General features: G+C 61.9%; 26 protein-coding genes. 18 read left to right on the top strand and 8 right to left on the bottom strand.

What is annotated here, in order from left to right; all coding sequences use genetic code 11:
• Positions 1 to 70: 70 nt before the first annotated feature.
• Together U4Z31_RS10465 and U4Z31_RS10470 are read right to left on the bottom strand one after the other, a co-directional pair.
• Entirely contained in the window at positions 71 to 922 is an 852-nt protein-coding gene (locus U4Z31_RS10465; protein ID WP_321810241.1) for a replication initiation protein, read from the bottom strand.
• A gap of 1,084 nt (positions 923 to 2,006) precedes the next feature.
• A complete protein-coding gene (locus U4Z31_RS10470; RefSeq protein ID WP_321810242.1) occupies positions 2,007 to 2,582 on the bottom strand; it encodes a hypothetical protein in 576 nt (191 codons plus the stop codon).
• Positions 2,583 to 2,983: 401 nt separating this feature from the next.
• Here U4Z31_RS10470 and U4Z31_RS10475 point away from each other — a divergent pair, with 401 nt between their 5' ends.
• The 14 genes from U4Z31_RS10475 to U4Z31_RS10540 are packed head-to-tail and all read left to right on the top strand — an operon-like array spanning position 2,984 to position 17,598.
• On the top strand, positions 2,984 to 3,700 hold the full coding sequence (locus U4Z31_RS10475; protein ID WP_321810359.1) for a type IV secretion system protein: 717 nt from the start codon (positions 2,984 to 2,986) through the stop codon (positions 3,698 to 3,700).
• Positions 3,697 to 4,572: a TrbG/VirB9 family P-type conjugative transfer protein gene (locus U4Z31_RS10480; RefSeq protein ID WP_321810243.1), complete on the top strand. Its 876-nt coding sequence runs from the start codon at positions 3,697 to 3,699 to the stop codon at positions 4,570 to 4,572. Before U4Z31_RS10475 ends, U4Z31_RS10480 begins: the two co-directional genes overlap by 4 nt.
• Positions 4,573 to 4,579: 7 nt before the next feature.
• Positions 4,580 to 5,854 carry a TrbI/VirB10 family protein gene (locus tag U4Z31_RS10485; RefSeq protein ID WP_321810244.1) on the top strand — a complete coding sequence of 425 codons (1,275 nt, stop codon included), beginning with the start codon at positions 4,580 to 4,582 and terminating at the stop codon, positions 5,852 to 5,854.
• Positions 5,851 to 6,657 carry a transglycosylase SLT domain-containing protein gene (locus U4Z31_RS10490; protein WP_321810245.1) on the top strand — a complete coding sequence of 269 codons (807 nt, stop codon included), beginning with the start codon at positions 5,851 to 5,853 and terminating at the stop codon, positions 6,655 to 6,657. The genes U4Z31_RS10485 and U4Z31_RS10490 overlap by 4 nt, the downstream gene beginning before the upstream one ends.
• Positions 6,654 to 7,919 (top strand): TrbG/VirB9 family P-type conjugative transfer protein, encoded by a 1,266-nt coding sequence (locus U4Z31_RS10495; protein ID WP_321810246.1) that lies wholly within the window; start codon positions 6,654 to 6,656, stop codon positions 7,917 to 7,919. Before U4Z31_RS10490 ends, U4Z31_RS10495 begins: the two co-directional genes overlap by 4 nt.
• The gene (locus U4Z31_RS10500) at positions 7,916 to 8,341 is read left to right on the top strand and encodes a lytic transglycosylase domain-containing protein (RefSeq protein ID WP_321810247.1); all 426 of its coding nucleotides are present in this window, start codon (positions 7,916 to 7,918) and stop codon (positions 8,339 to 8,341) included. The genes U4Z31_RS10495 and U4Z31_RS10500 overlap by 4 nt, the downstream gene beginning before the upstream one ends.
• A 2-nt stretch (positions 8,342 to 8,343) precedes the next feature.
• Entirely contained in the window at positions 8,344 to 8,892 is a 549-nt protein-coding gene (locus U4Z31_RS10505) for a toxin co-regulated pilus biosynthesis Q family protein (protein WP_321810248.1), read from the top strand.
• Between the two features lie 5 nt (positions 8,893 to 8,897).
• Entirely contained in the window at positions 8,898 to 10,502 is a 1,605-nt protein-coding gene (locus tag U4Z31_RS10510) for a type II secretory pathway protein (protein ID WP_321810249.1), read from the top strand.
• 2 nt (positions 10,503 to 10,504) lie between these two features.
• Positions 10,505 to 11,833, top strand: coding sequence for a hypothetical protein (locus U4Z31_RS10515; protein WP_321810250.1), 1,329 nt, complete (start codon positions 10,505 to 10,507; stop codon positions 11,831 to 11,833).
• Positions 11,820 to 12,398 carry a hypothetical protein gene (locus tag U4Z31_RS10520; protein ID WP_321810251.1) on the top strand — a complete coding sequence of 193 codons (579 nt, stop codon included), beginning with the start codon at positions 11,820 to 11,822 and terminating at the stop codon, positions 12,396 to 12,398. The genes U4Z31_RS10515 and U4Z31_RS10520 overlap by 14 nt, the downstream gene beginning before the upstream one ends.
• Positions 12,395 to 14,635: an ATPase, T2SS/T4P/T4SS family gene (locus U4Z31_RS10525; protein ID WP_321810252.1), complete on the top strand. Its 2,241-nt coding sequence runs from the start codon at positions 12,395 to 12,397 to the stop codon at positions 14,633 to 14,635. The genes U4Z31_RS10520 and U4Z31_RS10525 overlap by 4 nt, the downstream gene beginning before the upstream one ends.
• A complete protein-coding gene (locus U4Z31_RS10530) occupies positions 14,632 to 15,765 on the top strand; it encodes a type II secretion system protein (protein ID WP_321810253.1) in 1,134 nt (377 codons plus the stop codon). Before U4Z31_RS10525 ends, U4Z31_RS10530 begins: the two co-directional genes overlap by 4 nt.
• Before the next feature lie 11 nt (positions 15,766 to 15,776).
• A complete protein-coding gene (locus U4Z31_RS10535) occupies positions 15,777 to 16,370 on the top strand; it encodes a type 4 pilus major pilin (RefSeq protein ID WP_321810254.1) in 594 nt (197 codons plus the stop codon).
• 10 nt (positions 16,371 to 16,380) lie between these two features.
• Entirely contained in the window at positions 16,381 to 17,598 is a 1,218-nt protein-coding gene (locus U4Z31_RS10540; protein WP_321810255.1) for a hypothetical protein, read from the top strand.
• An 883-nt stretch (positions 17,599 to 18,481) separates the two neighbouring features.
• On the opposite strand, the gene U4Z31_RS10545 is transcribed toward U4Z31_RS10540, so the two are convergent.
• From U4Z31_RS10545 to U4Z31_RS10570, 6 genes are all read right to left on the bottom strand, one after another.
• Positions 18,482 to 19,474, bottom strand: a complete 993-nt coding sequence (locus tag U4Z31_RS10545) for a CAP domain-containing protein (protein WP_321810256.1) — start codon at positions 19,472 to 19,474, stop codon at positions 18,482 to 18,484.
• A gap of 224 nt (positions 19,475 to 19,698) precedes the next feature.
• The gene (locus U4Z31_RS10550) at positions 19,699 to 20,064 is read right to left on the bottom strand and encodes a hypothetical protein (RefSeq protein WP_321810257.1); all 366 of its coding nucleotides are present in this window, start codon (positions 20,062 to 20,064) and stop codon (positions 19,699 to 19,701) included.
• Positions 20,065 to 20,071: 7 nt separating this feature from the next.
• Positions 20,072 to 20,269, bottom strand: coding sequence for a hypothetical protein (locus U4Z31_RS10555; RefSeq protein WP_321810258.1), 198 nt, complete (start codon positions 20,267 to 20,269; stop codon positions 20,072 to 20,074).
• Positions 20,259 to 21,458, bottom strand: coding sequence for a FlhC family transcriptional regulator (locus U4Z31_RS10560; RefSeq protein WP_321810259.1), 1,200 nt, complete (start codon positions 21,456 to 21,458; stop codon positions 20,259 to 20,261). The genes U4Z31_RS10555 and U4Z31_RS10560 overlap by 11 nt, the downstream gene beginning before the upstream one ends.
• 52 nt (positions 21,459 to 21,510) lie before the next feature.
• Complete coding sequence (locus U4Z31_RS10565) at positions 21,511 to 22,746, bottom strand: hypothetical protein (protein WP_321810260.1); 1,236 nt, start codon at positions 22,744 to 22,746, stop codon at positions 21,511 to 21,513.
• A gap of 259 nt (positions 22,747 to 23,005) precedes the next feature.
• A complete protein-coding gene (locus U4Z31_RS10570) occupies positions 23,006 to 23,677 on the bottom strand; it encodes a nuclease-related domain-containing protein (RefSeq protein ID WP_321810261.1) in 672 nt (223 codons plus the stop codon).
• A 424-nt stretch (positions 23,678 to 24,101) separates the two neighbouring features.
• Here U4Z31_RS10570 and U4Z31_RS10575 point away from each other — a divergent pair, with 424 nt between their 5' ends.
• From U4Z31_RS10575 to U4Z31_RS10590, 4 genes are all read left to right on the top strand, one after another.
• On the top strand, positions 24,102 to 24,464 hold the full coding sequence (locus tag U4Z31_RS10575) for a hypothetical protein (RefSeq protein ID WP_321810262.1): 363 nt from the start codon (positions 24,102 to 24,104) through the stop codon (positions 24,462 to 24,464).
• Between the two features lie 113 nt (positions 24,465 to 24,577).
• On the top strand, positions 24,578 to 25,027 hold the full coding sequence (locus U4Z31_RS10580) for a hypothetical protein (protein WP_321810263.1): 450 nt from the start codon (positions 24,578 to 24,580) through the stop codon (positions 25,025 to 25,027).
• Entirely contained in the window at positions 25,015 to 25,869 is an 855-nt protein-coding gene (locus U4Z31_RS10585) for a hypothetical protein (RefSeq protein ID WP_321810264.1), read from the top strand. The genes U4Z31_RS10580 and U4Z31_RS10585 overlap by 13 nt, the downstream gene beginning before the upstream one ends.
• Positions 25,869 to 26,459 carry a single-stranded DNA-binding protein gene (locus tag U4Z31_RS10590; RefSeq protein ID WP_321810265.1) on the top strand — a complete coding sequence of 197 codons (591 nt, stop codon included), beginning with the start codon at positions 25,869 to 25,871 and terminating at the stop codon, positions 26,457 to 26,459. The genes U4Z31_RS10585 and U4Z31_RS10590 overlap by 1 nt, the downstream gene beginning before the upstream one ends.
• Positions 26,460 to 26,488: the final 29 nt, after the last annotated feature.

Genomic DNA, 26,488 nt, shown 5'->3' on the forward strand with positions numbered 1-26,488 from the left:
GACTTGGCCATCTCAACTCGGCGGTCTCATCAACGACATATCGGCGCTACCACCGCCGTCTACGCTTCGACTACGCGACTTCAGCGATCTCGCCCAGATCCAACCGACTTTGGGGGTTCTGCTCAAACTTGAAATCCAGCGAGTTCACGGCACGCCCCAACTTCACCGGCGTCCAGGAGATCACCAAGTCAGCCTTGGCGTTCAGTTCGTTCACTGCGGTTTCGATCACGCGACGTTTAATGTCTGCAAAGCGATACGTATCGGGGATCTCGAGAACGGTCCGGAAATCTGCCAGAGTGATCAACAATCGGCCGCGATCGCGCTCGCGCATCAAGAGTTCGAGTAACCGCCATGAGTAGAGAGACTGGAGACCCCGTGCAAACTCCAACTGGTAGGAAACGAATCGACGTTGAAGCATAAAGATGTGCGGGGTGAGATCCGGCGAGAAGGAGATTTCCGCCCATCCCTCGCCTTCGTGATAGACGGCCTTCCACACCCAGTTCAAAATCACCTTACGAGGGCCATCCATGTAGGTGAGAGTCCGCTTTTGCAGGCTCGCGCACCCTTCCTTTAGCCCTTCGTACGCGGCTGTCGCTTGCTTTTCACCCGATCGGGGCGCGAGGGCCGCAAGGGCGGCAAATTCGTCCGCCCTAACCCGCACACTGACATAACCGCTGCCTCGACCATGAAGGTACGGAGACTTCTTACTATCGATACACCTCAATGCGGCCATCATCACGCGCTTTTCATTGAGGGTAAGCCCTTGCTGTGCATTGACGAGTGCTCGGCTCATCGCCACAGTTCCCTTTACCCGGCCGTCAGTATCAAGCGCCGGTTCATCAGAGGGCTCGATTCGAAGCGCTTCGATTTCGACTATCTCGACCTGCGCTTCTTCGCTCGCTTGCTTCGCCTTCTTTTTCACAAAGGTGACCTTCCGGATGGGGTGTCACAATTATAAGGTGACACCGAATAGGCGCAAGTCACCGTTGTGGATAACGGTCGGAAAACGTCACATCGGGCCCGGATCCTGTCCACTCAAGGTCGGAATATGTCACTCGGGGGTCGGATCAAGTCACAGTTCAAACACTGTGATCGGCCGCAAACCTATGCCTGACAGGACACTCCAAGGGTCGGCCTTCGGTTTACAAAGGTGTTTACAAACGGTTTTACTATCTGTTTTACAAAGGACCGTCTGAGAAATGTTGTCCTCAAACAACAAAACCTCGACGCGCCGCAGATTCCAACAGTCCGAAACCCCGAAAAGGTGACGTTTTCCGACCCAATCACTCCGCTAGGGGTGCTGCGAGGTCCTTCAAAGTAGGAAGCGCCCTCAAAAAGTGACGCTTTCCGACCTGACATGGGCAAAGGAGCTGAGTACTTACTAACTTTTTGCCCTGGTCCACCATGACGGGGCCCCGAGTTGGTCTGCCGGGTCGGAAAATGTCACTGTTGCCGGAAGATCAACGGGTCGGAAAACGTCACCTTTGGGCCCAGCAGCCTTCAGGTCGGAAAATGTCACTCTTTGAGGAGCAGCCCAGTAACTGTCCTCTTCGGACTGGAGGTTTGCACGCCACGTGGCTGGGTCCCCGAGGCTGTGAATACTAGCGGGTCGAAATATGTCACTTTTAGACGTGGTTCATTCCAGGTCGGAATCCGTCACCAAACGGCTCATCGGTAGGTCGGATTGCGTCACCTTTCCCCATTCTATGAGGTCTGAAAAAGTCATCTTTCGCCAATGGAACCTTGGGTCGGAATATGTCACCACTGGGCGCCGGTTCGCGGGTCGAAAAACGTCACCTTTCAGCGAGCGATGTCGGGTCGGAATTTGTCATAGTTGGGCAGTGCGCTCGGGTCGGGAAATGTCACCTTTAAGACGAGCCGCGATGTGGGTCGGAAAACGTCACCCATTCCAGCGGGCTGCATCGATCGGGTCGGATTGTGTCACCCATCGCATGAAGCGTCCGACGTTGCCGGTTAAGCCGGCACCTTCGAGTGATCGAACGCGCTTAGCCGCGGTCACCCAGCAACGTTGGCAACAGTGCGTTGACTAGGTCTTCCAGCGCGGAAAGGTGAGGGATAACGCGTTGAATCTGCGGTGAGTCGATTCTGATGTGTCCGCCGCTTGCTCCTGGAGACAATCTCAGTGCGAGCCCGTTCGCGGTTCGTGAAACGCCCTTGCAGAGCATCGATCGCACGTTTGCTGGATCAGTTCCAGTTGGTACCTGCAAGGCTCGTTGAACGACAGCCTCGCGCCCCAGCTCCCGAATCATTTTCGTAACGAGCGCCGCTGCACGAAACGAGACATGGTCCTGGCCACCAAACGACGCTACTACCGCGGGCGGAAGCTGAGATGCTTGGATCGATCGTGTGACGATGGCTTTCGACACACTGAGTTCTGCCGCTAGCTGTGCCTGGGTCGGCCAAAGCTTGCGATCGAGCTGCTTACGATAGAACTGGCCCAAGACCACCGGAGGCGCACCGACGCGGCGAAGCGCGAGATGTTGTTCACTCGCCGCGAAGCGCTCTCGAGAAATGTCTACGTTCTCGCAGGATGAACTTTTGCACAAATCGGAATCGATCATAGAGGTCGGCAGTGGTTGGCCACTTATTGTTGTCATTTTTGAAAAATGCCCCGCAACCGGTTGAGGGGGGAGCGGAATGCCTCGAAAGACGATCACGAAAAGTGTCACGCAAAAACAATGACTTGCAAGCGCTGACCGCTCACGTGACAGTCACGGAGTGCGTGCAACGCGTGCAACGATTGATGTGTCGATTTTATCGTCCTAGACGCAAACACAAGACTGGAAAGCTCGGTGATTTTGGGTAGCTTTCTCTGCCATCCCCCTCAACCGGTTGAGCGATCGCCATCGCCACGTCTGTTCAAGCCGGCATTGCGAAAAGGTCCCTGAAATCACCGCTCTTTTCCCACGAGCCGTAGTCGCCTCGGCTGTTCCAATTGATCCGTCCCAATTGGAACTCCGTGATGCGACTCCCCAGACTCTTTCCCCGTAGCAAGAAGCAGGTCGCCCTGTCGCCGGCGCCCGGCCACTACTCGAACGACGATCCTGAAAAGATCATCTTCGACCAGGGGACGCGTCTGCGGATCGAAGCCAATCACTGGAAGACGTTCTGTTTCGTCCTCGCGATCATCGCAGGTGGCGCGGTGTACACCCGGCAACCGCCGCCGTCGGTTGTGCGGGCCTATGGTGTCTCGTCGGATGCCGGCGGCAATCCGTTGGTCAAGCAACTGGCCGCGTACAACCCGGACGACCAGGCGAAGCGGACGGCGATCAAACAGGACGTCGAGCACTGGTTCACGATCGAGCCGGTCCTCACCGACGATATCCGCACCTCACGCCTCGCCAAGAACATCAACGCTGTCAAAGCCAAGATGGTCGGCAACGCGAAGAACCAATTCGCGGCGTGGATCAGCGACGACAAGCCGTTCGACCAGATCACGACCAATCCGAAGCTGGTCCGCGAGCCGAAGGTTACCAACGTCTCGCTGCTGGAGGATTCGACCGTCGTCGTCGAATTCACGACCTCGACCCGGCAATCGCCCACCGACAAGCCCGTCGATGTCCGCTTCGCGCTGACGATGCGCTACCAGATCATTCCTCCGACCGTGGAAGACGTACTCGGCACGAATCCGTACGGCCTCTACTACCCGTTCTTCACTTTGCAGAAAACCGGCGCATGAAACGACCACGTTCCCTCCTGACCTGGGGCACGCTCGCGTTGATCGCAGCGTCGGCCAATGCGTTCGCCGCAAAGAATGCCGCGAGTCCTGTGTCGCCGATTCCCGAGTTCGATGTCGGCAGCATCATCGGCGACGCGATGAGCCCGGTGAATCCGTACAACTCCGGCGCCGATCCCATCACGATGCCCGGTGACGCGCGCATGGCTGTCTTTCCGTACAGCCACGACCAGATCTACCGCGTGATGACGGCACCACTCAAGCTCACGACGATCGAGCTGGAGCGCGGTGAGAGCCTGATCAGCGAGCCGGCGATGGGCGACTCGGTCCAGTGGGTCATCGATACGGACGGCGCAAACCACGTGTACGTCAAGCCGACGAAGCCCGGCCTCGTCAACACGCTGCACCTGAGCACGAACAAGCGCGAGTACGAGCTGACGCTCGTCTCGTCGCCGCTCGGCGGACTGTTTTATCAGAACGTCCGCTTCAACTACCCGAATTCGCTGATGGCGAAAGTGCGCACGCGCGGAAACGCTGCCGGCGACGAGCGCGACGCGGATCACGCTGGTCAATCGGATTCCGGGCCGATCGGTGTGCCGCCCGACAAGCTGAACTTCGAATACACCGTTTCAGGCACGAGCTCGCTCAAACCGGAGACGGTCTTCGACGATGGCACGTTTATCTGGATCCGGATGCCGCCGCGGACGCCGTTTGCCGTGCCGACCATCAACGACGGTGGCGACATCGTCAGCCCAAACTTCATTCGCCGCGGCCCGTACATCGTCATCCAGCGACTGGCAGACGAAGTGAAGCTTACGCGACCAGGCGAAGAAGTGACGATCACGCGCGGCCGTCGCGGCCTGTTTGGGTTCTGAGGTCGGTATGGCGAAGCAGAACGATCCGAGCAGCCCGGAAGAGAAAGCCTTGTTCAAGGGAAAGGTGCCGCGCAACGTCATGATTGCGATCGGCGCGATTGCTGCCCTTGGTATTGGCTCGCTGGGCTTCTACACGCAGACCGTTGAAGCAAACAAGGCGGAGGCAGAGGCGCTGAAGGCCAAGCGTGAACGTGCGGCCGAAGCGGTCGACAAGAGCGATCGCGACAAAGCTGACGTCGACAAGATTATCGAGCAGCAACAGGCCGAAGCCCGTCGGCGCGCTGCAGAAGCTGCGGCCGCCGCAAGCGCCGCTGCGGCCGCGAATGCGAAGAAGCCGACCCTGTCGGCAGACGCGGTCTTGCCGAGCGCAAGCACCGGCGAACTCAAGGCGGCGAACGACCAGGACACGATCTACGTCTCGCCGATCTTTCGTCCGGGTGTCAAGGTGAAGGACGCCCAGCCGCAGCAGCCGCAATTGCCGAACGGCATCATCTCGCCGCAACAGATGCTGCTTCAGCAGGCGGTCGCTCAAGACGCGGCGATGAAAGAAGCGACGGCGCAGGCCGCTTTGGCTTCGCGCAGCGGGCAGGCGGCAGGACCGATGACGACGCAACAACGCGACAACGCGTTCATGCACGACGTCGCGCAGCTGAGCGAGGGCGACAAGGATTTCGCGCGAACTGGATTTGTCGGCCAGTCGCACAGCTGCACGCTGTCGCCGCCCGCGAAGATTCCGGTTCTCTCGAACGAAGCGCTCAACTCGGATCGCCCCGGCACCGCGTCGCTGATCGTCGAAAGCGATGTGTACGCGAACAACGGTGATGGGCGTTGCCTCGTGATTCCGTGGGGCACCACGATCGTCGCGCCCTACAGCTCGGACATTCAGCCGGGGCAGGAGTCGATTCTCGTCGCCGGCGCGGAGATGCGGCTGCCGAACGGTAAGCACGTCCCGCTGTACGGCGCACAAGGTGCTGACGGCGATGGCACGGCCGGCTTCAGTGGTGACGTGAACAACCACTTCTTCAAGATTTACTCGACTTCGTTCATGACGGCGATTCTGGTTCGCGCCTTCAGCAATAGCGATCAGAGCACGACGACGGGCCCGCTTGGCGTCACCCAAGTAGGCGGCACGGCTGGTCAGATCGCGGCGCAAACGGCGCAGTCGGTACTCGACCGTTACAAGAACATTCCGCCGACTATCACGTCGAAGCCGGGCAAACGGCACTTCATGATGAAGATCAATCGCGACATGGTGCTCGAGCCGTACCGGGAGCCGCGATGATCAAGCGCATGGCTTTCGCGGCTGTAGCGGCATTGGCGAGCGCATACGCGCATTCGGCAGTGATCGCGCAGGTGATCAGCCCGGTGAGCGTCGTCATTCAGGATGGCGCGGTGCGCCGCGTCGCGATGCTGCCGGGCAAGCCGGTTTATTACTGCGGCCTCGACGCGTTCGTCGAATGGGCGTCGCCGCTGATGGGCCAGCCCGTGCGCAGCTCGAGCGAAGCGGGCATCACGGTCTCAATCGACGGCCGCGATGTCGCACTGAATGACCTGTTTATCGACCGCGGTTGGCTCCAGCCGCTCGTGCTGGATGACGGCGCGCAGGCGGCGCTCGCCGAGCGTCGAGGTGGATGGGCGTGTTCTCGCGCGGTCGTGCCGTTCGAACTGCTGCACACCAACGTCGATCCGAAGATTCTTGCCGGCATCGCGTTGAACGAATCGAACTACCGCGGCCGCGCTTGGCCGTGGACGCTGAACGTTGCGGGTCAGGGCTTCTTCTTCAAGTCGCGCGAGGAAGCCTACAAGGCGATCGAGACGCTGCTCGCGCGCGAGCGTTGCAATTTCGACGTCGGCCTTATGCAGGTGAACTGGTGCTTCCACGGCAAGCGCTTCGCATCGGCGTGGGACGCGCTCGCGCCCGCCACCAATGTCGCGGTCGCCGAGGCGATCCTCACCGAGAACTTCGCGCGAACCGACTCGGTCGCGAAGGCCATCGCTTACTACCACAGCGCGAATCCCAATCCCGGTCACACGTACCTCACGCGGTTCGTTCGACACCTTTCACTGATCGAGGCAGGCCTGTGAAGCACACGACCAAGTTACTCGCGTGCGCTGCGTCGGCGATCGTGTGCGCAGCTGCATCGGCGGCAAATACGGATCCGTTCGACTTCGACTACGACATTCTGGGCGGTATCGCCGAGCGGCCGGCGCTGATCTTCAACGACGGGGCGAAGACCTATATCCAGCCGCGCGCGGGCCAGGTCATCGTCGCCGAAGGTGGCCATACCGAAGGCCCGTACGTCGTCGTCGAAGGCACGCCGGCGTCGATCACGTACAAGGTCGGCGCCCATTCGGCCACGGCCCGATGGAAGAAGGCGAACACGTTCATCGGCGGCACCGGCGCACTGGCTGCGATGAAGGACGATCAACCGGCCGGATTCGATGGCTTCACGAACCGTTTGGTGCTGATCGGCACGCGCTCCGCACTCGCGCCGGTTCGCGCGCTTCATGCGTCGATGCCGGTCGGCAACGTCGTCAAGTCGCTCGTTCCGCAAGGGTGGACGGGTTCGGCGCAAAAGGACGTCGACCTGACGACTTCGGAGCTGTTCGCGACGCGCGACGGCGAGAACTGGATGCAAGCGCTCGATCGCTTGATGACGCAAACCGGGCTGTACGCGGACGTCGATTTCGGCGGGCGGCATGTGCGGCTGCATCGCGATCCGCCGAAATCCGCTGCGTTGAACTACGCGTCGTTTGGCGGTGATGCCGATGAGGCCGGCCTGAATCGCGTCGTCGCGCGTGTCACAGCCGAACCGCCGCTAGTGTCGCGGCTCGCCGAGCGCTTTGGCGCCCAGGCGATCCGTGATGGCGACGACACGCATATGCAGATCCGCTTCACGGCGAAACCGGCGAAGACCGTCACGTTCAAGACGCCGGACGGGAAAGCGTTGCGCACCAGCTGGGACGAGGTCAAGAGCGTGATGACGATCGACCGCGCGGAACGTTTCATCGTGGCCGACGCGACAAACCGCGTCGAGGTAACGCGCGACGCGAAGACGGTCTACGACTTCGACCAGCCGAATCCGGCAAAGCTCGAAGCCGCGTTCGATCGAGAGGGCCGGACGTACTTCAAGTTCGCGGAATCGGTCGTGCGGGTCGGCGTGACGGATGCGCGGAACCTGGGCATCGGCGAGCAGAAAGGCCGCTACTTCATGTTCGAGGGCACGTCCGACCTGTTCACCGTGACAGCAGACGGCAACACGATCCGCGTCAAGCGCCGCAAGGAAGTCACGTATCGCGAAACGCCTGACGCGACGCTACAGGCGAGCGGGGGGCCGACGTCATGAAGCACATCGTATCGATCGTCGCCGCCGTGATGGCGGTCACCGCGTTGCCGAGCCGGGCGGATTGCCTTGATGACGCGGCGGCATTTCACCGCGTCAATCCGCGGCTGTTGCGCGTCATTGCGCAACACGAGTCGGGCATGCGGCCCAATGCCGTGAACCGGAACACGAACGGCAGCGAAGACATCGGGCTCATGCAGATCAACACGTCGTGGCTCCCGACTCTGTCGCGCTACGGCATCCGTCGCGAGCACCTCTTCAACGGTTGCGTGAGCGCGTATGTCGGGGCGTGGATCCTCGCGTCGAACGTGCGTCGCTTCGGTCCGAACTGGAAGGCAGTGGGGGCCTACAACGCGGTCACGCCGTCCAAGCAGCTCGTCTACGCCAGCGCGATCTATCGCCGCTTTATGCAACAGGGTCGGTAACCATGCAGAAGACACATTCGAATCAGGCGCGAGCACGCGCGATCGTAGCGGTAGCGCTGGCCGCCCTGAGTGCCGCGGCGACTGCGGCACCCCAAGCGGCGACGAGCTCGATTGATGCGGACGGCTGGCAGGTACTTGCGTCGGCGCCGAAAGCGGCACCGGCGGCGGCCGACAGCACGAAGCGGGAGCAGTCGCTGCAGCCGCCGGCGAGCACCAGCGCGCCCGCGCCGTCGACCGACGTCGCGGCTGTCGAGTTGCCGGGAGCGGGTGCACCAGCTGCGAGCGGCACGCTGACCTTCTCGGTGACGCCGGCAGACGTCAATCTTCGCGACGCCCTCGACCGTTGGCTGCAGCAGCAGGGCTGGCAACTGGCGTGGAAGATCGACGACGACCTGCCGCTCGAATTCAACGCGTCCTTCACCGGCGACTTCACGTCCGTCCTGCAGCAGGTGATGAAGGCGACGAACCACATGCGTACGCCAACGCGCGCTTGCCGCCACTCGAACAACGTCATCCGCGTGATCGCACGCGCGGGCAATTGCCAGGACTGAGAACCATGCGCGTTCACCTTTTGAAATCCACGGTCGCGATCGCAGTCGCCCTGATGGCCGCCGGTTGCGCCGTGACGCAGCAGGACGTCAACGACAGCTACGACGCGGCACACCGCACGATCTCCGACGCGCTTGGCAAGGGTCCGGCGCCGATGGCGCTCGTCGAGGATGTGCCGACCGCGTTCCTGGGGGACCGGCTGGTGCCGCTTGCCTACGAGGCGACGCTGCCTGCCGTGTTCCGCGACAAGACGGTCACGCTGCCCGCGAACCTCGGCATCAAGCAGATCGCCACGCTGATCTCGACCGCGACGGGCTATCCGGTTCACCTGAGCCCGGACGTTTTCGTGCCGCGCGACTCGCTGGTGCCGGGGCAAACGGAGTCGAAGGGGCAGCACAACGCTGCGCGAACCGAAGAGCCGATCTACCGGCAGGCGTTCACGGGCCGGTCCGGTACGTACATGAAGAACATGACCACCGACCTGGGCCTCGACTGGTCGTTCGACGGCAGCACGATCAACGTGAGTCGCTTCGTCACGCGCATGTATCAGATCGCCGCGATCCCGGGCAAGGTGTCGATCAAGTCGACGATGAGCAAGGGCATGGACACGTCGACCGGCAATCAGTCGGGTAGCGGCGGCGGGGGCGGCTCGGGCGGCAACACGGGTTCGTTCTCGGCGCAGACATCGACGGGGCGCGAAGGCGACTTCGATCAGATCGCGGCGATCACGGCAGAAATCGAGAAGCTGAAGTCGCCCATGGGCCGGGTGAGCGTGAACCCGCAGAGCCGACTCGTGATGGTGTACGACACCAAGGAAGCGGCGGACAACATCGGGAAGCTGCTGAAGCACGAAAACGCGATCTCGACGCGTCAGGTGGCCATCACGGTCCGCACGATCCAGATCGCGCTGAACCGGGGCAGCCAGGCGGGCATGAACGCGGACGTTGTCTTCAATGCGATGCATGCCGGCCTCGCGCGCTACGCGATCAGCTTTGCCTCGCCGACGTCGCTTGCGACTGGCGGTGGCTCGGTCGGTGTGTCGGTGCTGCGCCCGGATGCGCCGTTTTCCGGCACAAACGCAGTCGTCAACGCACTGAACCAGTACGGCCGCACGGTGCAGGACAACACGATGACCAAGATGACGCTCAACGGCCTGCCGGTGTCTGTGGCGTCGTTCAAGAGCGACGACTACCTGCGCTCGACCACGCCGTCGTCCGGTTCCCTGACCGCGACGTCCGGCGGTGTGCCGGGCCTGACGCCGGGCACCATCACGACGGGCGATTTCGTGAACGTCCTGCCTGCGGTCAACGATCACAACCAGATCGTCCTCGCGTACTGGGCGGACAGCTCGAAACTCAACGGCCCGTTCACGAGCGCGGGCGCCGGGTCTGGTCAAACCCAGCAGCAGATCCAGCTCGCGCACACGATCGGCACGAAGGACGACCAGACGATCGCACTGTCGGATGGGCAGACCATCGTGCTGTATGGCGCGATCACGGATCAGGCCGACAGCACGACGAATACCGGCATCGCCGGCATCACCGGTAGCTGGAATAAGGCGAAGACGTTCCAGATCATCATGCTGAAGGCGACGGTCGTCCCGTCGATGTGACCATGATGCACATCACGGAACCCCTGCCGATCGACAAGCGCGCACGCCTTGTGTTCGGCATCGATTGGCGGGCCTACCCGGTAAAGGGTGGGAAGGCCGAGCGTCGGCGCTATGTTGATGCCTTCGGCGCGACGCATTACGTCGAGTTCAAGGTTGGCACCGAACTGATCGGTGGCTTTGCGATGCCGGATGCACCGGAAGTGAAAGGCGCCCGGCTGTACTCGGGCGCGGCGCGCGTCGCTCTTCACGAGCGGGTCAAAAGCCGCGCCGCCGCGCTGGTCCTGCTGCAGGACGGTCCGCGCATCTACCTGGTGTTCGTGGTGCGCGGCGCGGTGCGCAACGATGAAGTGCTGTCCCCCGAGGCGGCGCAATCGCGGCGTCTTGAGATCGAGCAGGAATGCCTGAGGGGCAATCTGAAGCTCGACAGGCTCGGTACGGGCGATCGGATCGGCGACGTTGATGAGCCGTTCCAGGCGAGCGAGCTGCTCGCGAACGGCAAGGTTGGTCGCATCACGAAGCTCCCGATGTCCGTGCCGACCATGGTTCCGGTCATCGCGATCGTGGTCGGCGCGTTGTTCGGCGTTCCGAAGCTGATGGATGTGCTGTCCCCTCCGCCGCCGCCTCCTCGTCCTCCAACATTCGCTGAACAGTATGCGACAGCCGTTCAAGAGGCGTTCGCGCGCGTGCAGCCGCGAGCATCCGACCTTGCGCCTGCGTTGCTCGCGGCCGTCGGCGGAAAGGAAACGGTCATCAAGGGGTGGCTGTTCCAGGAGGCGAACTGTCCGTCGTCGGGTTTCTGCACGATGAAGTTCCGCCGGAACGGGGGGACCTTCGCTGGGTTCGCGCAGGCAGCGACTGCGGACATGCGTCCGGTGACTTTCGCGCGTGACGGTCTATCGCTCGAGTGGCGAGGTCCGGCTGTTCCTAAGGTTGCGTCCCTGAAGGAAGGTGAGTCGAAGAGTTGGCCCACTTCGCAGGCGTTCATCGACATGCTCCAGACGCCACCGCAACGCATGTCGGCCAAGGTCCTGGAGCTTCGAGCCTACGGCTACGTCGTCACGCTGGATGAACCGCAGGCACTCATTGCGGCGCCTGGCGCCGTTGAAGGGGGGCGCGTCGGGTCGTTACTCAAACAGGGTGGCTGGACGATCGAAGGCTTTCGCTGGCAATCACCGCTGCTCGCCAAGCTGCCCCCGAACATGACGATCGAATCGCTGAAGGTCGACCTGCGTCTCAATGAAGGTGCATCTGCGACCCCCAACAGGGAAACGGGCGAATCGTCGTATGGGGTTCACTTCACCGCGAAGGGTAAATACTATGTTTTCGATTAAGCACGCACTCGTCGCGGCGGGCGTTTGTATTGCCGCGTCCGCTCATGCCGGACCTGTCGGCGCCAGCCTGTCGATCGACGACATCGATCAACTGGCGCGCGCGAATCTCGCCCGCCAACTGGGTGGGGGTGCGCCCGGAGTTGGCATGTTGCCGCCCGGTGCCATGTCGCAGCCGCAGCCTGGCATCGTCGCGAGCGGCGTGACAGCTGACGCGCAGCCGAAGCCGGTAGAAAAACCAGCCCGCCAGCCGCGCGCGCATGCCGAGGCGGTCTCGTTCCTTGGCGCGTTTAACGACGAGACCGGTGCCCACGTCCTGTACTCGTTCCGCGATGCGATCTACCCGGCGCGCGTCGGTGCAACCTTGCTCAACGGCTGGAGCGTTAAGAGCGTCGACGGCTACGCGGTGACGGTGGCCGAAGGCAAGCGGTCGTGGAAAGAGCCGATCCGCAGCGCTGCGCCGATCCAGTCGCCAACGACGAATGCCGTTCGCTCGCTGGTGGATCTGGGGGCGCCGCTGCCCACCGGCGCCCCGTTGCCGGGCGTACCGCTGGGAGGTACGCAATGAGCCTCTTTGCGGAGATGGAATCGCGGGAGCCGGAGAAGCGCGGTCTGCTCGGTCGGCTCAAGGCATTCAAACCCGGCTTTACCGATAGCGCGTCGAGTGCAATGCCGATCGTCGGACGAGAGCCGGTGGACGGCGGCGAATCAGCCGTTGAAGTCGATGGCCCGCGCGAGCCGCGCTTCAAGACAACGAGCAAACCGGTGAACCCGCGCCAGGCGAATCAGGGTGCGCCGATGACGATGGGCATGATGCTGCGTCGCGCGCAGGATGAAATCGAAGACGTGGCGATGTTCGAGGAGGACCCTGCGTCGCCTCGTGCCGTCGCCGTTGATGTCCCGCCTTCGACGGGCGAGGTGAGGGTTGATTCGGTGGCGTCGTCGGAACCCGAGGCGGTCCCGGCAGTTGCGCGAGCGGATGCACCGGTGAATGAGTCAACACGTGCGCCCGAGCCGTCCGAGTCGCTGGACGCGGACGCAGTGAAGGAGCGCGAAGCCGCATCGTCCCGCCCGGCCGGATACGACGATCCGCCGACGGTGCGCCGAATCGGTACGGACGTGACCGAGGCGCCAGAGGTTTCGATCGAGACGGGTCGGCCGCGTTTGGTGCATGCAGACGCGCTGACGTTCAAGCGGGTGTTGTGCCAGCGCGATGAAAACGCGGCGCTGGCCGTCACCGAATTGGCACGCCGCGAATTCATTGCGGTCGAGCTGCAGGCTGGAATCTCGATCGTGGTGTCGACGCAGCGCTTCCACGAAAGCCAGTTGTACGCGACCTATCTGAAGGACCTCGCGCGCGCGGACATTTCCGTGCACGAAGAGATGGTCGCGGAAGAGGACGTGATTGCCGCGCTCTACAAATCGGAAAAGCAGCGGGCGACGTCGAGCGTACCGGAGTCGTCCCGGGCGATCGGGGCATTCCGGGATGTGATCGAGGCCGCGACGGGGTACGGCGCGGGAGACGTTCACTACGAGTATCGGGAATACGCCGAAGACGTCGAGTTGCGTTTGCGCGTCGACGGAGAAATGTATTCGTACCGGAAGATGCCGAAGGCGCTCGTGCGCCGGGCACTCTCGGCGACCTACCAGGACCTCGTTCAGCGCAATACGAACTCCGGCGAGACGTTTCAGCCGTCGGCACCGCAGTCCGCGATGATTCCGCTCGTCGCGCATGCGAACCTCGTCAATATCCGTTGGCAGAGCGCGCCGCTTGTCGGCGGGTTCGATGTCGCGCTGCGCTTGCTAGACGGCAACTTCAAACACGTGAAGGTGCTGCTTCCGAATGAGATGGGCCTGGAGGCGAGCCAACTTGAGATCCTTGAGAGTCTCGGCAAGGTGACCGGCGGCGCCACGTTCCTGACCGGGGAAACCGGCTCGGCGAAGACGACGTTGTTGCGCGCGATGTCATATCTCGTGCCGAATCGCGACCGCATCAAACAGTTCGCGGTCAACGAACCGTCCGAGGTGCCCGCGCCGTGGCTGTCCGACATTTCGATCCAGCGCCGGCCGAACGAGACGGAAGAGGACGCCAACCGAAAGATCGTCGAGGTGGTTCGGACACTGATGCGAATGGATCCGGACGATCTCACGATCGGCGAGGTGCGTGACTCCGTCCTCGCGGGGTTGGTCGCCGAGCTCGCGCTGACCGGCCACCCGGTTCGCACGACGCTGCACGGAAACAGCATCCTCGGCGCGGTGATGCGATTGGTCGGTGGCCGGCTCAAGCTGCCGATGGATGAAGTGGCGTCCGGCAGTTTCCTGAATGCGGTCGGCAATCAGAAGTTGATCCCGGTTCTTTGCCCGCACTGCAAGCGGCCGGCGCGCGACGTGCTGTCGCCGGAGCAGATCGCGACGCTGGAGCGCAAGTTCGGCCTCGACACGTCGAGCATGGCGTGCCGGAACGAGGACGGGTGCGAGCACTGCCGCCGCCCGGGTCTGTTCACGCGCACGGGCAAAGTAGCGGCCGGCATCAAGGGGCAGACGCTCGCGATGGAGTTGTACAGACCGACCCCTGAGTTTCTCGAGCGCGTTTCCGTACGCGATTGGCGGGGTGCCGAGCAAGTGTGGCGCAGCAGCCGGAAGAGCGATTTCGCGGACGCCGACATGACGGGAAAGACCGTCTACGAGCACGCACTGTACAAGGCGTCGAGCGGTCTCATCGATCCGCGGTTCATCGACGAATCGATGTGCTCATTCGACGCGTACCGCGTGATGCCTGACGCAGGCGGGTTGGTGCCATCGTGATCAAGTCGTTCATCTACTCGATCTTCATGATGCTCCCGGCGAAGGAGCGACTGCGCCTCGCCACACTTCGATTCCGGGCGATGCGCGAAATGTTCTTCCGGGAGACTCGTCTCGACATCGCCAAAAAGGGGCTGCGCAACAGCGAGACCTTGCTCGAACGGCTGACGACACTCGAGGTGCGCCATCGCTCGCGAAAAAACCTCTCGTGGCCGGTGTTTCAGAAGATCGCCCAACGTATGCGCGCCGGTGATGATTTTGCGACCGCGATCAAGCCGTCCGTCCCGAACGACGAATTCGTGTTGCTCGAACTCGCAGGACAGTCGCCCCGCGACGATGCCGCGATTCGGGGGCTGGAGCTGGCCGAGATGGCGGCCTATGCGAAGCGCGTGCTGTCGGCGACGACGTCGCTGCAGATGGCGTATCCGGCCTTCCTGCTGGTCTATCTCTATTCGTTTTGTGTGCTGTTCGGCGCGCAGATTCTGCCGGCGACGCTGGACGTGAAGCCGCTTGAGAAGTGGTCGGCGTTCGGCCAGTTCATCTACGCGTTCGATACGTTTTGCGCCGACTACTGGTGGCTGACGTCTGCGGTCGTCGTGGGGTTGGTGGTCGGGTATTTCCAGACGCTGAAGCATTGGACGGGGGAGTTTCGGAACCGCGTCGACGCGATGCCGCTGATGTGGCGCAATCGCCGGGATCTGCGTGCGGCATTGCTGATCGTGTCGTTGGCAGGATTGTTCGACTCGGGCCTCACCCTGCGGGCCGCGCTGGACAAACTCACCAAGTCGGCTGACCCGTGGATGCGTTGGCACCTGCGCCGGATGAGCGCGCGGCTGACGGCGAACCCCGACCAGCCGATGCTCGCACTCGATACCGGGATCTTCTCGGAAACCACCATCGACATTCTGACTGACGCGGCCGGGCGGGATCAGTTTGTCGAGGCGGTGAAGGACCTTGGGCAGACCTCGCTCGAGCGCGTCGTCGAGGCGGTGCGACGGAACGCAAAGATCACGCACTACGTGCTACTCGCTGGGGCGGTGCTGGCGTTCCTTGTCTTCGGCCTGGGATCGTATCTCGCAACGGGTGCTGTCGCTTTCGATAGCGCTCCGACCTCTATCAATCAGAATTTCTAGGAGCCAACGTCATGAACGAAATCAACAAACTGCAGCCGCGCAAGCGTCCTTATATCGGAAAGGGCCGTCGCAAGCAGAAAGGGGAGCTGTCGCTGGTCGAGGCCGCCGGCGTGATGGCGGGCGGCGCTCTGATAGCACTTCTTGTCTACATGGGCTGGGGATACGTGATGGACCGTATTCACGCGATGCAGTTCAAGAGCGAGGCGCAGTACTTCCGGAGTGGCATTCAGGACGCGACCGCGAGCGAGATCGACTTCTCGGGCGTGACGATGCTGTCGCTCACGCAGGGGCGCGCATTCGATACGGCGGGGCGACGCCTGAACAAGACTTCGGGCGCATTGACGGGACTCTTCGGTGGAGGTGTCGCGGCGGCGCCGGCCACGGTGACGGTAACGAATGACGCCGTCGCAGTGACGTATCCGGTGCCGGCGACGGTCTGTGCGCTTTCGGCGGATGCGGTCTCGGCGGCGTACACGATGGTCAAGGTGAACAACACGACGATTTCGAGCCCGACGACCGCATATTCCTCGAACGCCGCGGCCACGGCGTGCGGATCAGCTGGCGCGACCGCCAGCATTGTGATGTACGCGACGAAGAGCAACTAAGGACCGACCGATGCTCAGCATTATTGAAGTCGTGGTCGTGCTGGTCGCTGCAGGGTTAATGACGTTGCAAGCCATCCAGCGCGACGTCGAGACGCGCCGGCATGACGTGCTGAGCGTCGAAGGGAAGAATCAGGCGGCAATCAACGCCGCGTTGTCGAACTGGGTGACGGACAAGTACGGCACGTTGGTGGCGCAGATGGTCGGCGGAAAGACCACGACCATCACACCACCGACGTTTGCCGAGCTGCGCGCTGGTCAATATCTGAAGGCGGACTATGCGGCCGGGCCGTTCTGGGGTGGGTCTTACATGATCCAGATGAGCGTTGGTCCGGACGACTGCGCGACCGGCACGACGTCGTGCAAGGTGAGCTACGTATTCTATTCGTCGCAGCCCGTGACGAGGCGGGGAAGTCCGGACGTTGCCGGCGCCGGGGTCGTCGCGCAGGCAGCTGGTGTTGGATTCGGGTTCTCGACGAATCAGAATCCGGCGGCGATCAAAGGGCTGAATGGCAGATGGACTGCGACGAATCCTGTCCCCGGCGCACCGGCGGGCATTGTGATGGCGACGAACGGACCGTCATCGGATGGGATCGCCGTGTTCATTCGGCGCGACGGTTCGCTGAAGTGGACGGGCAGCCAGGATGTCAACGGCGTCGATCTGCATAACGTAGGCAATATCGACGCGACTGGAACGATTGCGGCGCCGACGCTGGCTGCTTCGAACGCAACGGTCAGCAACGCGATTCGGACGCCTGGGACGCTGAATGTCCAAAACGCCGCGGGGACAGCGCCTGCACCGATCAACACAGGCGCGGCGACCGTCAACGGCGACGCGACCATCACCGGAACGGCGACCATCGGTAATGTGGCGTGGCCGCGTACCGCGTGTGCCGGGACGGCGCTTGCCTCTGCGGCTGATGGCTCGGGGATGGTCCTTTCTTGTCAGCGCGATCCGATCACCGGCTCGCGCGTATGGCTGCCGATTGGCGGGTCGTGGCAACAATACGCGCGTTTTGTCGTCGTCCACGGCTCGTTTGTCCCCGCGCCCAGCTGTAACGCGGCTGGGACACCCGAGATTCTGCTCGCGCCTCAGGGTGTCTACATCGATCCGACGGCCGCCCTGAACTTCACTGCCAGCGGCGCAGGCCCCTGGACGATCGCCATTACGGATGGCAGCGGTAATCCCATCGGGGTGATCGCTATCGCCACAACGTACTGCGCTTACTAGGAGCAGAACTTGAGAATATTGAGTAAGGCCTTGGTGCTAGCGACGGCGGCATGGGCGAATCTGGGTTTCGCCGGGCCGGCGCGCTGCTCCTATGGGAATCAGGACTCGACCTGCGTTACCCCCATCCGGTCAGCGCCGGTCGCACAGCCGCAATGTTCGACGGGTGCCGGATGGACGACCGTGTCGGCGTCTGTCTGGCAGGGATCGCAATGGTCCGCGCCGAAATGCAACTATCAGGCGCCGCCGACGTGTCCGAGCGGGTATGCCCAGCAGTCGGCGCCCGTTTGGAACGGCTCAGGGTGGGTGGGCATCGCGTGCGTTCCGCAGGCTCCGCAAGTGACCCAGGCTGATCAGCAGCAGGCCTGCGCCAACGTAGGGGCAAGCTATGGGGTTTTCGTCAATCCAGTGTCAGCGTTTCTCGGCCCGCAATCCGAGACAACGAATCAAGTGTCCAACGACATCAACACGCAACCGCCTCCGATAATCTGCGAGGCTCCAGGCACTCGCTATGCAGTTCGCGGAAACTGGCCGCCGACCAACGGCCCCTACGATGTATACAAAATTGGATTTGGTAAATTCACAGATCCAAATAGCGGTAACGTTTCTGGCGCGAGTAGTTTATTGATTGCCTGCATGCTAAACCCGGGATCGGCACAAGTTGTTGGATTCGTATTGGCTCAATCTCAAAACGCAACAGGTGGGCCATGCGGTGGTGGCCGGTAAATCAATGAGAAAGGCTAGTGCCGCGCCGCGGAGACTATAGAGGTGGATCACATAGCGTCTCGTTTTTCGGGACGCTGGACGCAGCGATCATCTAGAAAAAAGAAACCCCACGTCGGAAACGTGGGGTTTTTGTGAGTTCAACGACGGTGAGTTACCCGGTTTAACTTCCCGTCGAGAACGAGCCGGTTCTGCTGAACGGAGTACCGTTAATGGTCCCTGAGAGCGACGCCGAATACTTGGTGTTCGGCGCCAGCGGCGTCGCCGAATAAGCGCGAGCTTCGAAAGATTGAATCAGCTTGTTCGTGTCATTCGTCGAATTGAGGACTTGCAGGGTGATGACATTCCCTGACGTGTCGATCAGGGTTCCGGACGTCAGGACAACTGCGTCTCCCGGATTTGCTGACACGGCCAGCGTCGGTCCCAATGTACCGCTCGTATTCGGCGGGGTGGGTGTTTCGCCGACGACCTTATACGGAACCCCCATTGCGCCATCGCAAGGGAACATCAGCGGAACGCTACCGGTCATCGACTTCAGATTCGCGACCGTGATGACGCCGTGTGCTTCGGGGAAGCCGTTGACCGTCGTTTCGTTCCAACCAGCGCCGATCTGCGTAACCGGCCACACGAAAGCCCCCACGTGATAAACGCCACTGGACCATGCGGTGGCGATGTTCGTCCCGTAGGCCGTTTCGCTCAACGTGGCGTTCGTCCAGTACCCCGCGCTTTCGCCTCCCATGAAGACCGTGCTTGCCGGATAGCCGGCGCGCGAGGCGCGATCTGCATATCCGGCGCCAGTAAAGCCCGGATTGGTTGCAACTTCACTGTCGGTAATCGTGCCACCGTTCTTGCCGATGTAGTCAGCGTGCGCTTGCGAGGCGGTATCGAGAAGCGTGTTTTCCGTCAGCGCGGGGAAGCCACACGTCTGCCGCTGTAGGTTGATCGTATCGAAGATCGCCCTCTGCGCGCTGCCCGCAGCGTATTGCGCCGGGGAGACATTACCGCTCGACGCCGACGGGGGCGGCGTGGGGCTACCGGGTGACGAGCCTGCGCCGGGCGCACTCGCGCCGCTATCACCACCGCCGCCGCATGCGGCGAGCGTCAGCAACGTTACGATCGAAACAGCCGAGAGGCCGATGGTCGTGATTTTCTTCATTGCCTTGTGTTCCTTATTGTTGTTGGGCATGCCCCTCGCACACCCTTGATTCCATCCTACCGAGCCGGCGCCGAAGTCAAGTTCGCGCTGTCGGCGGCCCAAATTTTTGAAATGGCTTGGGCGAGCCAAAAACCGCCAATTCTAGATTACGGTTCGATTTCGTCAGACTTAATGGTAAATTGGCAAAAAGATCCCGCCATCGGGCGGGGGGCAAGGTCTGAAGGTCATCTGGATTTGCGTCGCTTCCAGTGGAATACGCGCAGCCCGATGAAGGCCACGCCCAGCAATACGGTCGATTTGTACGGAATGGCCGAAGACACGGCGGGGACCGCTGCCGCACCAACGTACATGCAGGTGAGTGCGACCAGCACCTTACCGAACCAAGGCCTGGCCAGCATTCCAAGTACCGGCGGCGGCTGACTCCCAACCCAATCGGGATAGGCCTCGTTGACCTGCTCAAGCTCGAACGACTCGGCCCTCGTTTGGCGCTGCACCTGATAGAACCGTTCGTATCGCTCGAATCGGCCGTCGCCGCGGCCGTCGAGCCAGGCGGCGTTGCTTTCGGCGACCAGGTAGGCGAGGTCGTCCATGTGCGCCCTAGTGAACGTAGAGCGCCGCCCACGGCAGCGCGGCTTGGACGTCGACGATGACTCGGCCGTCCGCCTCGGAGTAGTACTGTTCGGTTTCGGAGTCATACCACGCGAACTGCGGTCGGCGATCGCCGCTAATCACGATCAGGCTCGCCGGCAGGTCCGGAAGGGCGTGCAGTGCCGCGCGTTCGTGGTTAGTCGGCATTGCGCAACCTCGGCTTCGCGCTACGTCGCTTCGCGCCAAGCTGCCCGGTGCAGGCCGGGCAGTCGAAGCTATGGTGCATCTCGATCTTGGTATCGTTGTTGCTGACGATATATTCCGTGCGGCAGGTCCGGCACGGCGCGATCGTGAGCCGGTTGTCGGCGGCCATCGCCCGCGTCAGGTTGCAACCGCGGTCGACAGAGATCACGTGTTGGCCGCCGAAGATTTGCTGGTAGACGTCGTTGGTTGCGATCAGCGCTTGCGGTGCGTTGGCGCCGGATGCGAGCGCTGCGCGGTACAGCCACGTGAAGATCGTGCCGTGCAAGCGATTGGTCGGCGTCTCGACAAACCAGTTGAGCGAGTTCGGCGTGTTGCCGCAGGGTGAACTGGTGCCGTGCATCTCGACATACCGTTGGCGCATCGCGTTCTGATTCAGGCGAAACAGGCTGGCGGCCGTCGACGCGCGGCATCCATATGCCATCAGTGCATGTGCGTACGTCTCGTTCTTCTCGCGGGGCAAGCGCAGTTCGCTCCAGCCGGCCTTGCCGGGCGCGCTGTTCATCCTGATCGGCGAGGTCGCCATGATCTGGTGCGCCACCATCTCGTCGGTCAGGTCGCTGGCGGTGAACTGATACCAGAAGGTCGGCGTGTTGAAGCGCCAGCGAAACAGCGGCAGTCCGTTCATTCGACCGAGCGCGATACGCAGCTTGTAGGTCGGCACGGACGCGAGGTAGGCGACCACTTCGGTCGTCACCCCGAGAAGCGGAGCGGCCAGTACGCTGAGGTGAATGACGCTCGTGACCAGATCAAGGAAGACCCGGTTGTGCTGTTCGACCGAGAACTTCGCGAGCGCGTCCAGTGGCGGAAGCTTGCGAATCAGCTGGTCGACCGCGACGGTCGTGGGGGTGTCGTCAACGAAGCAACGCCAGTCCTCAACCGACTCGAGGGTCGGCGCGACCATCAGGAACGGCGTGCGCAGGAGGTTGCGCAGCGACTCCTCGTTATGTTTGACGTGGTCGATCTCTTTGCGCTCGACGGCGAGGATATCGTTGAAATCCCCATTCATTTCGAGCAGCCACTTCATCTGATCGACGAGGTCGAAGTTCGTTACCTGGATGCGTTCGGCCAACCAGTTGGGTACGTACAGTCGCTCGATCGAACGGTAGGTCTCGCGCGAGTTTTTCTTGTCCATTTTTCTGAGTCTCTCTTCTACTGCACAACAATAAAGCGTGGCCCGTGCAAAATCAGGCGCGTGCGGCCGCCGTCACCTCACCGTGGAACTTGCCGATCAGGTCACTGAAGGCCTGGAACAGCGGTTTGAAGCGGGCAGGGTTTCCGTCGGCTGTCGCGAGCAACTGCGCGCTGTGATAGTCCTGAACGAAGGAACTGAAGGTATCGATCAGCCCGCGAATCCGCTTTTCGAGCACCTCGCTCGCTTCGATCGACGCACGGTGTTCCTGCGCACGCGCCTCAAGCTCGGACAGTTGGGCTTGCGCTTGTTCCAGCTGCGCGCTGGCGGCCTCGAATTCGGCCAGCTTGTCCTTCATTGCCTCTTGCAGGGTCGCGTAGGATTCCGGCAGCGTCGGCACCGGGACCTCGGTCTTCACCGGGTTCGCTTTGAGCTTGACGATTTCTGCAGTGAGCTGCTCGACTTCACGTTCCTTGGTCGCGATCGTGTGCTGCAGTGTGCTGACCTGCTTGCCGGTCGAGGCGAGCGAAACCTGAGTTTCCTGCGCTTTCTCTTTCTCCCGGGCTTGCTCCTGCCGCACGTTGGTGAGTTCGGACGACAGGCGGTCGATCTCTTTCTGAGCGTCGTCCAGCCGGCCGATGGTGGCATGCAGCTGGGAAGTTGCCTCCTCGATGCTGCTGTCCTTTCCGGCGATCTGGTCTTCCAGCGTCGCGATGAGCTTTTTGACTTCGCTCTTGGTGAGCGTGGGATCTTCGCGCTTGGCGTCGATCACCTTCTCGATGATGTCGTCACCGATGTGGTTGTGGACGAGCAGCGACATATCGCTGTACGTCAGCATTTCCACGGCGCCGATGTTGTTCGAGAACTTGTTGTAGCACCGGATGTACAGGCTGACCGACGACTTCGATTTCTGGAAAACCTTGGTGAGGAAGGAGTAAACCAGCTCGGCGGCCCGGTTCTTGACCTTCTGGTTGTCGCCTTGGGTGCTGACGAAATGGCCGATGACGGATGCGTGGATGTGCGCAAAATTGCCGCCGATCCGCATATGTTCCTGCAGGATCTTGCGAGTCGAGTGGGCGACTTCCTCGCTTTCCTGAATGATTGTTCTAATCAGACCGTCCGGCAGACCATTGAACATCTCGCGCGCGGCGGAGCTGAGCTCGAATTGGTCCGGCACGTGCGCGAAAGTAGCAGTCAGTTCGAGATCGTCATCTTCCGGCGTGGCGTTGTCGGGAACAGTGGGGTTGAAGTTTTCGATATCGTCAGGCTTCTTCGGCGGTTTCTTGGACAAGGTGTTCTCCGTTGGAGGATGCCTTCCCTGGCACGGGTTAGGCGACTAGTCGGATCGGGTGAGGGCCCATCCGGCGGAAATGAGACCTGGCGGTCTGCACCAGCTTACGCGGCGCTTTTCAGCGTTAAGGGGCGAAAGCTGCACGAAACAATGTGTCTTTCGCCAAATGACGCGCGCCGACGAAATGAAACGGATTGTTTCAGTTTGTTAGAAAATGTAAGACGGTGGTCAGTTGTTTACGGATGAATTTCTGGCAACTTTATGGCGATGTGCGGATAACGCTGTTCCCGGTCGGGTCAGCAACGCTCAGCCGATTCACGACGCCCCACGCAGCCGGCACGTTGATGTTCGGATTTCCGGACTTCGCGTGCCGATCCCGTTGGGTACGCAACCAGTAGCCCAGGTCGCGCAGGGTGACGAGGGCAAGCGGCAGGTCGGGGGAGAGCGAGCAGTTGTCGTGCGCGAAGACGCCGAGGCCCTGGACGTTCCAAACCGAAGGCAGCGTGCCGCGGAGGAAGGCAACCTTGGCCCGGTTCTGGCTGATCGGCGAGCGACGCTCCTCGAGCTTGCCGCTAGGCAGGTCGCACACGACCGTATCGGCGCCGCTGCCAGGCACGATGGCGCCGGCCCAGTTTTTAGTCTCGATCACGAAGATGCCAAACGGCGTGACGACGAGATGGTCGACTTCGGCGGTCGGGAACTCGGTGCCCGGCGCGTGCAGCAGCAGCAGCGCAGTGGGGTGGACGTAGAAGTCATTGCCGCAAAGCTGAGACAGGACGCGGCGCAGCTCGCCAAGCACGCGCGCCTCGCCGGCATCGCCCGATGCCTGGCTGCGGGTAACCGGGAGCGGTGATTGCCGACGCGGACGGGATTTCGCGTAGTGCTTGGCCAGTGCCCAGGCACCAGCTACAAGGATGAGAATCCAGACCATTGGGATGCGCCTCGGTTGATGAAGTGACGCGTCCAGTTTGTCTCCGATTTCTCGAAGTCAAGTTCCGGAGAAAGCTATACGATTTTCTGGAGCATTCTCGGTTTTGCCCCACAACCGGTTGCGTTCGGACCGCGCAGCCAAAGCTGTACGCGATTGGCGAGCATTCCGAGTGCACCGCGCGTTGGCGCGGCTTACCCTACCTATATCACGCGTTTCCGACGCATCGACCTTCCTGAGCCAACCGGCTCTGCCATTTCGCGGCTTGCCCGCGCCTTCCCTGCTATCAGCCCTGAGCGATTTCGTGCGCTGACCAACGTGGTCGCGGACGAAAGCGCTTCGCGCCGATTTCCTTGCTCGTTCCGAGCATCGAAACCACCGGGCCTTGTTGGGACACCCCCTTGTTCGATTTTCTCTGGAGAGAAACATGTTGAAGTCCCTGTTCAGCGGCGCATTCAAATCGCCGGTCAAGTTCCTCGCTCTGTGCTTGGCGGCCTATATCGCCGCGCACTCGATCATCGTTTTCGTGTTTATGGCTATTGCTGCAGTTCACCACTTCAAGGGCAGCGCGAAGGGTGCGCCGCGTCAGTCGGATCGCGACTCCGCGGATCGCCACGATGCTGACGAAAGTCTGCGGCACGCGAAGAGCGGTCCTGTCACGACGGCGAATGCCGAAGCTCAGGCACCGGCAGTCCCGCAACGTCAGTATGCGAAATCCGCTGTTGTCATCCCCATCAAGGCTTCGTCGAACCGGACGAATGCCCAACACTTGAAAACGGGCACGAAGTAGGTCGCCCCTGTCCGCCCGCGCGAAGCAATTCGCGCGGGCGCCCCCATCTCCCACCGGGAACCACGTTCCCGGTAAGGGGAATGAGGTGCCCGGTTGATATCCGGAGCACGCTCATGAAACCGCAAGTAGCTGGTTGGCAGCTCGACATGTTCGGCGGCGATTCGCCGATTCTCATCACTCCACCCAAACCCGATCCTTTGCCGGATCCCGATCGCTGGGAGCCGCACGTGCGGGAGAAGCTCGCCGAGGCCGTGGTTTTCTTCGCCCTCGACAGCCGGCATAGCGACAACGTCCCCGAGGCGTTGATCGACTGCGCAGAAATGCTTCATCAACGGCTGTGCAACCGGCCGGTGGACAAGGTCGATTACTACGCAACGCTCGGATGGATCATGGAGCTTTGGACTGGGGCGATTCCGTACTCGGTCGTCTGCGCACTCGGCCGTGTCCGACCGCGCGCGATGCAGGACGCGATCCGCGACGTTCCGTTGCTCAACTATGACTTCAACCGACTCAACCGCTGGTGCAGCGGTCAACTGTCGCTGGAGGCGCAATGGGTGGCATAGCCATGTTCTTCACGCGCGTGCTCGCTCAAGCCTTCCCGGGCAGTCCTCGGGCATCGGCGTCGACGGTCGAAGTGCCCGCGTCATCATGCGGCAGCGGGAAAGCTGTCGGCACTGGCGCGGACAATGAGACGCTCGTGACAATCGCGGGAATCGTCCATCTGTTCGTTGACGAAGGTGACTGTGTCGTCGAGTTCGTACCGGCTTTCGATGACGCGCCTGGCGACACGCTGTTCGGCACGAAGATCCTGCCGGCGCTCGCGCCGCACTGGGCGATGTTGCATCAGCACCCGGCGCCGTTGAAGGACGCGATCGCGACAGCGATCCGCCGCGCAAGCGTACCGGCCACTGGCGCGACGGGCATCGCATCACCAACGACAGATTCGGACGCTCGGTCGGGAGGCTCGTCGGAAGCGGCGGAAACGCCAGCCGACGTTGAGCGCGAAGTCGGTCGCCAGACGTCCGTGGCTGAAGTTGGTGGGATCCAATCTCCACGTCGAGGTGGCAGTGCTGAATCGGGCCGTTCCGCCGCGGTCAATGGTCGGATCACCGGCTGGGGCGAAGAAACGTTCCCCGACCGTCGACCGGGCAAATCTCGAAGCTATCGGTCTTTTGCCCTTCGCCTCGAGACGAGAGAGGGTGAACAGACACTGCAGGGCGAGGGCCTGAAGGACGCGATCAGCGAATGCGGCTGCCGCGTTGGCGACCTCGTATCGGTCAAGCGCCTGCGCAAGATCAAGGTGCCGGCATTTCGCAAGGAAGACGGCTCCCCCATTTTGAAAAACGGCCAGCAAGTCATGTGGGACAAGTGGCTGTGGTCCATTACCAAGCGAAGGAGTTTTTGATGGCATCTGTCAATAAAGTCATTCTCGTCGGCAACCTCGGCGCGGATCCTGAAGTGAGGTATTTGCCCAGCGGTGACGCGGTAGCGAATGTGCGTCTTGCGACGACCGATCGCTATAAGGACAAGGCGAGCGGCGACTACAAGGAAATGACCGAGTGGCATCGCGTCTCGTTCTTCGGCCGATTGGCCGAGATCGTGAGCGAGTACCTGAAGAAGGGCAGCTCGATCTATGTCGAAGGCCGCATCCGCACCCGCAAATGGCAAGGTCAGGACGGGCAGGATCGTTACTCGACCGAGATCGTTGCGGACCAGATGCAGATGCTCGGCAGTCGCAATGGCGGCGGTCGCGGCGACAGCGGTGGTTACGGCGGTGACGGCGACTTCGAGCAGGGTGCTCGTCGACCGGCGGCCGCACCGGCATCGGGGCCGGCATCCGGTCAACCGCCTGCAAACACCGCTACGCGTACGCAACACTCGGCGCCCCCGCCGGCGCAGACGCAGTCGTATGGTGGCGGCGGTGGATTCGCCGACATGGATGACGACATTCCGTTCGATTTTTGGTACCCGCGTAAAGCGTGGGCTGCAATCTGATCCCGGAAAAGCTCACCATCCTGCTTCAC

This window comes from Burkholderia sp. BCC1985, assembly GCF_905339915.1.
Classification (GTDB): domain Bacteria; phylum Pseudomonadota; class Gammaproteobacteria; order Burkholderiales; family Burkholderiaceae; genus Burkholderia.